Consider the following 4864-nt stretch of genomic DNA (forward strand, 5'->3'; position numbering starts at 1 on the left):
GCGAGATGATTTCACATCACAACATCCTCAGAATAAAAGCCAGCCGGTTATCTTTAATATATAAATGTTAACAATGTTTGAAAATGATAAATAACTTCAAATATATATAAGATAATGTGGACGGGATATTTTAGTTTGCGGTAATAAGACTCAGTTATGAGCAAATGTTGGTATTAATCATTTTAGTATCTATCTAAAACGTATTGCCTCATTCATTTATATAGAAAATACGTTATAAAACAATAAAAAATATTTCCTCGATGGATGTTCTCCAGATAAAAGCCTTATCGATGAAAACAAATATTAGCCTGGCGTGCCGAATCGAGTAGACTAGGTGGAGGTTCATTTCCGTATAGGTATTTATCGTTATGTCTACTGAAAGCGCGTCATTAAAAAAACACAATACTTTTGCGCTCCCGGTCAACGCAGCGCATTTGGTCATTGCAGAAACAATCGAATTAATGATCAAGGTTTGGCAGAAAACGCAGAAGCGTCAAGAGCCGCTGCTGGTTCTTGGAGAGGGGAGTAACGTCCTGTTTCTTGATGATTTTTCCGGTACGGTTATGATCAATCAATTAAAAGGTATCGACATTCGCGAGGAGGAGGATGCCTGGTTTCTCCACGTTAGCTCTGGCGAGAATTGGCATGGTTTGGTTTGTCGCACTTTGGAAACCGGCATTCCTGGGCTGGAAAACCTGGCGTTAATCCCCGGCCTGGTCGGCTCTGCACCTATTCAGAACATCGGTGCCTATGGTATCGAACTCAAGAGTGTATGTGACTACGTTGATCTATTAGATCTGACTACGGGTGCCATCGATCGCATTGCCGCATCAGACTGTGGCTTTGGCTACCGAGAAAGTATTTTTAAACATCATTTTCAGAAGGGACATATCATTGTTGGTGTAGGCCTGCGCCTTAGCAAGCAATGGGATCCGATGCTGAATTATGGCGATCTGACAAAGCTGGACCCTGAAACGGTGACACCACACCAGGTGTTTGACTCCGTATGTGCAATGCGCCGCAGCAAACTGCCTGATCCTAAGGTGACGGGTAATGCAGGCAGCTTCTTCAAAAACCCATTGGTCAGCAGTGAAAAGGCCGCAGTGCTGACTACCGAATATCCTGGTATGCCGCATTACCCGCAGCAGGATGGCCAGGTGAAGCTGGCTGCAGGCTGGCTGATCGACCAGTGTGAGCTGAAAGGCCACCAAATTGGCGGTGCGGCGGTACATAAGCAACAGGCGCTTGTGCTGGTTAATGCGGATAATGCCACCAGTCAGGACGTGGTGGCGCTGGCACGGCATGTACGTAATACCGTAGCGAAAAAGTTCGACGTATGGCTGGAGCCGGAAGTTCGCTTTATCGGTGCGAGCGGTGAATTGAATGCCGTAGAGGTTCTTTCATGAAAGACACCAAAGTTCCCCTTAAGCTCATCTCTATACTAGCCGATGGTGATTTCCATTCTGGTGAACATCTGGGTGAGTTGCTGGGCATGAGCCGTGCCGCTATTAATAAACATATCCAGACTATCCGAGAATGGGGTTTGGATGTGTTTACCGTGCCTGGGAAGGGTTATAGCCTGCCTAGCCCGATCCAGTTACTGGATGTCGAACGTATTCTTGGCCAATTAGTTGATAAGCGTGTCACTGTACTGCCGGTCGTGGACTCCACCAACCAATATTTGCTGGATCGTATTACCGAGCTGCAATCTGGCGATGCCTGTGTTGCTGAGTACCAGCAGGCCGGTCGTGGTCGTCGTGGTCGTCAATGGATCTCACCCTTTGGCGCCAATCTGTATCTCTCCATGTTTTGGCGTCTGGATCAGGGGCCTGCAGCAGCAATGGGGCTGAGTCTGGTGATTGGCATCGTGATGGCTGAGGTGCTCAAAGACCTTGGGGCGCAAGATGTCAGGGTTAAATGGCCAAACGACTTATACCTTAACGATCGCAAGTTGGCGGGTATCTTGGTCGAATTAACAGGGAAAACTGGTGATGCGGCACAGTTGGTCATTGGTGCCGGTATCAACTTGGCGATGCGCGAAACCAATGCCAATGCGATTAATCAAGGCTGGATAAACCTGCAGGAAGCGGGGATTAATATCGATCGCAATGAATTGGCTGCCACCTTACTCAATGAATTGCGTCAATCGCTGCGGCAGTTTGAGATTGATGGTTTAGCGCCATTTATTGCGCGCTGGCGCGCTTTGGATAACTTTATCGATCGGCCGGTTAAACTATTAATTGGTGAGCAACAGATTTTTGGCATAGCTCGAGGCATTGATCAACAAGGGGCATTATTGCTCGATCAGGACGGTGTGATTAAACCGTTTATCGGGGGGGAAATATCTCTGCGCAGCGCCGAATAATCATCATTTTAATAAGGGGCCGGTAGGCCCCTTGCTTATTATTAAATTACTTTCTTAAACGTACGTTTTCAACCGCGTGATTAGCACTCTTCGTCATGATTAGACTGGCACGTTCACGTGTCGGTAAGATATTTTCTTGTAAATTCAATCCATTAATTTCATTCCATAGCTGAGTGGCTATATTGACAGCCTCTGGTTCAGGTAACTTGGAATAGTTATGGAAATAAGAATCAGGATTAGAAAATGCACCCTGGCGGAACTTAAGGAATCTATTAATATACCAGGATTGCAGCAGTTCTTCAGGGGCGTCGACATATATTGAAAAATCAACAAAGTCAGAAACAAATACACGATGCGGATCGTGAGGATAATCCATACCGCTCTGTAATACGTTTAGCCCTTCAAGAATAAGAATATCCGGTTGCTCGATGATTTTATTCCCTTCGGGAACAACATCATAAATCAGATGGGAATAGACTGGAGCGGTCACGCGTTTAGCGCCGGATTTCACTTCAGAAACGAATTTCACCAGGCTGTGCATATCATAAGACTGTGGGAAGCCTTTTTTCTTCATCAGCCCGCGTTCGTTCAGCACCTTATTCGGATGTAGAAAACCGTCGGTGGTGATCAACTCAACGCTACGATGTTCCGGCCAGCTGCTAAGCAACGCCTGTAGCAAACGTGCAGTGGTACTTTTACCTACGGCAACGCTGCCGGCAATGCCGATAACGTAGGGGATTTTTTGTCCATCAGTACCGAGAAATTGCTCAAGTACGGCCTGACGGCGCAGGTTCGAACTGATATAGAAGTTTAACAATCGGGATAGCGGCAGATAAATCTGTGCTACCTCTTCCAAAGAGAGATCTTCGTTAATCCCTTTCAGTTTAACAATCTCTTCTTCTGACAGTGTCAGCGGCACCGAATCCCGTAACGCAGCCCATTGGGTACGATCGAACTGAAGATAGGGCGTCGCTAAAGATTGATCTCTTTTTATCATAAGCCAAATTCTGCCTGTTAACGCAGGTTGGGAAAGGCGCCGGACGCCAACTCCAGATAATAATCAAGCTGCATATTATAGACAGCTTCGTTTTTGACGTAGACTTTTTTCGCAAAAGTTGGCGATTAGTATGAGTTTATCTCAATTGTGCGAAGCGGCGCGCAGTAGGCGGAAGTCGCTTTCAGCGTCTTCTTACTTCAATTCACAGCTTGCCGAATGGGGTGAAACTACTGTTTAGGTAAAATATGTGGGTGACACTCGCAAAAGAACAATTACAGTATCGGGAGTGATGACTGTGATTGATGAATATTTGCACGCCTTACAGTGCGAATTGCCAGGTAGTGGGCAAAATTGGGTGATTTGTGAGCGAAAGTGCAGTTAACGCAATTTTTTTGTTGCATAGGCCGCCCGGTCTACCTAGAATGCGCTGCACTTGATGCCGGCTTAGCTCAGTTGGTAGAGCAACTGACTTGTAATCAGTAGGTCACCAGTTCGATTCCGGTAGCCGGCACCAATCAAGTCACAATAGTTAAAATCTGGTGGGGTTCCCGAGCGGCCAAAGGGAGCAGACTGTAAATCTGCCGTCACAGACTTCGAAGGTTCGAATCCTTCCCCCACCACCATATCTTGCCTTCGGCAGTTAACTGGCCAGCGATAAACTCGCGACGGTTAAATTGCGGAAGGGGAAGGCGAAAGTCTTCAGCAAGGTTCGAGTTGTGCAGCGCATCGCGCAGCCGGCCCGAAGGGTGAGAGTTAAGCGACGAACAATCCTTCTCCCACCTAAAAATTCTACAGAAAAGTCAGGTAGCCGAGTTCCAGGATGCGGGCATCGTATAATGGCTATTACCTCAGCCTTCCAAGCTGATGATGTGGGTTCGATTCCCACTGCCCGCTCCAAGATGTGCTGATATAGCTCAGTTGGTAGAGCGCACCCTTGGTAAGGGTGAGGTCGGCAGTTCGAATCTGCCTATCAGCACCACTTCTTATAATCTCGCCCCCTGATTTTCTTTCTGTTCTGGATTCAACAAGCAAATGCTTGGTTGATGTGGTGATACCACCGATTTATCCGTGTCTTAGAGGGACAATCGATGTCTAAAGAAAAGTTTGAACGTACAAAACCGCACGTTAACGTCGGTACTATCGGCCACGTTGACCACGGTAAAACTACCCTGACTGCAGCAATCACCACCGTTCTGGCTAAAACCTACGGCGGTTCTGCACGTGCTTTCGATCAGATCGATAACGCGCCAGAAGAGAAAGCTCGTGGTATCACCATCAACACTTCTCACGTTGAATATGACACCCCGACTCGTCACTACGCGCACGTTGACTGCCCAGGGCACGCCGACTACGTTAAAAACATGATCACCGGTGCTGCTCAGATGGACGGCGCTATCCTGGTTGTTGCTGCGACTGATGGCCCTATGCCACAGACCCGTGAGCACATCCTGCTGGGTCGTCAGGTTGGCGTTCCTTTCATCATCGTATTCATGAACAAATGC

At 47.3% G+C, this 4864-nt stretch carries 4 protein-coding genes, 4 tRNA genes and 1 other RNA gene; 8 read left to right on the plus strand and 1 reads right to left on the minus strand.

From position 1 onward, the window contains the following. Nucleotides 1-368 precede the first annotated feature (368 nt). Both murB and birA read left to right on the plus strand, forming a co-directional pair. The gene (gene murB / locus E5C26_RS01365; RefSeq protein WP_135314755.1) at nt 369-1406 is read left to right on the plus strand and encodes a UDP-N-acetylmuramate dehydrogenase; all 1038 of its coding nucleotides are present in this window, start codon (nt 369-371) and stop codon (nt 1404-1406) included. Continuing rightward, nucleotides 1403-2365 (plus strand): bifunctional biotin--[acetyl-CoA-carboxylase] ligase/biotin operon repressor BirA, encoded by a 963-nt coding sequence (gene birA / locus E5C26_RS01370; protein ID WP_135314756.1) that lies wholly within the window; start codon nt 1403-1405, stop codon nt 2363-2365. Before murB ends, birA begins: the two co-directional genes overlap by 4 nt. A 46-nt stretch (nt 2366-2411) precedes the next feature. Here birA and coaA read toward each other — a convergent pair whose 3' ends face one another. Next, a complete protein-coding gene (gene coaA, locus E5C26_RS01375) occupies nt 2412-3362 on the minus strand; it encodes a type I pantothenate kinase (RefSeq protein ID WP_135314757.1) in 951 nt (316 codons plus the stop codon). A 438-nt stretch (nt 3363-3800) separates the two neighbouring features. Here coaA and E5C26_RS01380 point away from each other — a divergent pair. The 6 genes from E5C26_RS01380 to E5C26_RS01405 all read left to right on the plus strand — a co-directional run. Further along, nucleotides 3801-3876, plus strand: a tRNA-Thr gene (locus E5C26_RS01380). A 24-nt stretch (nt 3877-3900) separates the two neighbouring features. Next, nucleotides 3901-3985, plus strand: a tRNA-Tyr gene (locus E5C26_RS01385). Between the two features lie 46 nt (nt 3986-4031). Beyond that, nucleotides 4032-4147, plus strand: a non-coding RNA gene (locus E5C26_RS01390) — RtT sRNA. Between the two features lie 37 nt (nt 4148-4184). Beyond that, nucleotides 4185-4259, plus strand: a tRNA-Gly gene (locus tag E5C26_RS01395). A 6-nt stretch (nt 4260-4265) separates the two neighbouring features. Then, nucleotides 4266-4341, plus strand: a tRNA-Thr gene (locus E5C26_RS01400). Nucleotides 4342-4450: 109 nt separating this feature from the next. Further along, nucleotides 4451-4864: GTP-binding protein (locus E5C26_RS01405; protein WP_135314758.1), on the plus strand; the 414-nt coding region annotated here is incomplete at its 3' end.

Source organism: Serratia proteamaculans (assembly GCF_004684015.1).
GTDB classification, from domain to species: Bacteria; Pseudomonadota; Gammaproteobacteria; order Enterobacterales; family Enterobacteriaceae; genus Serratia; species Serratia proteamaculans_F.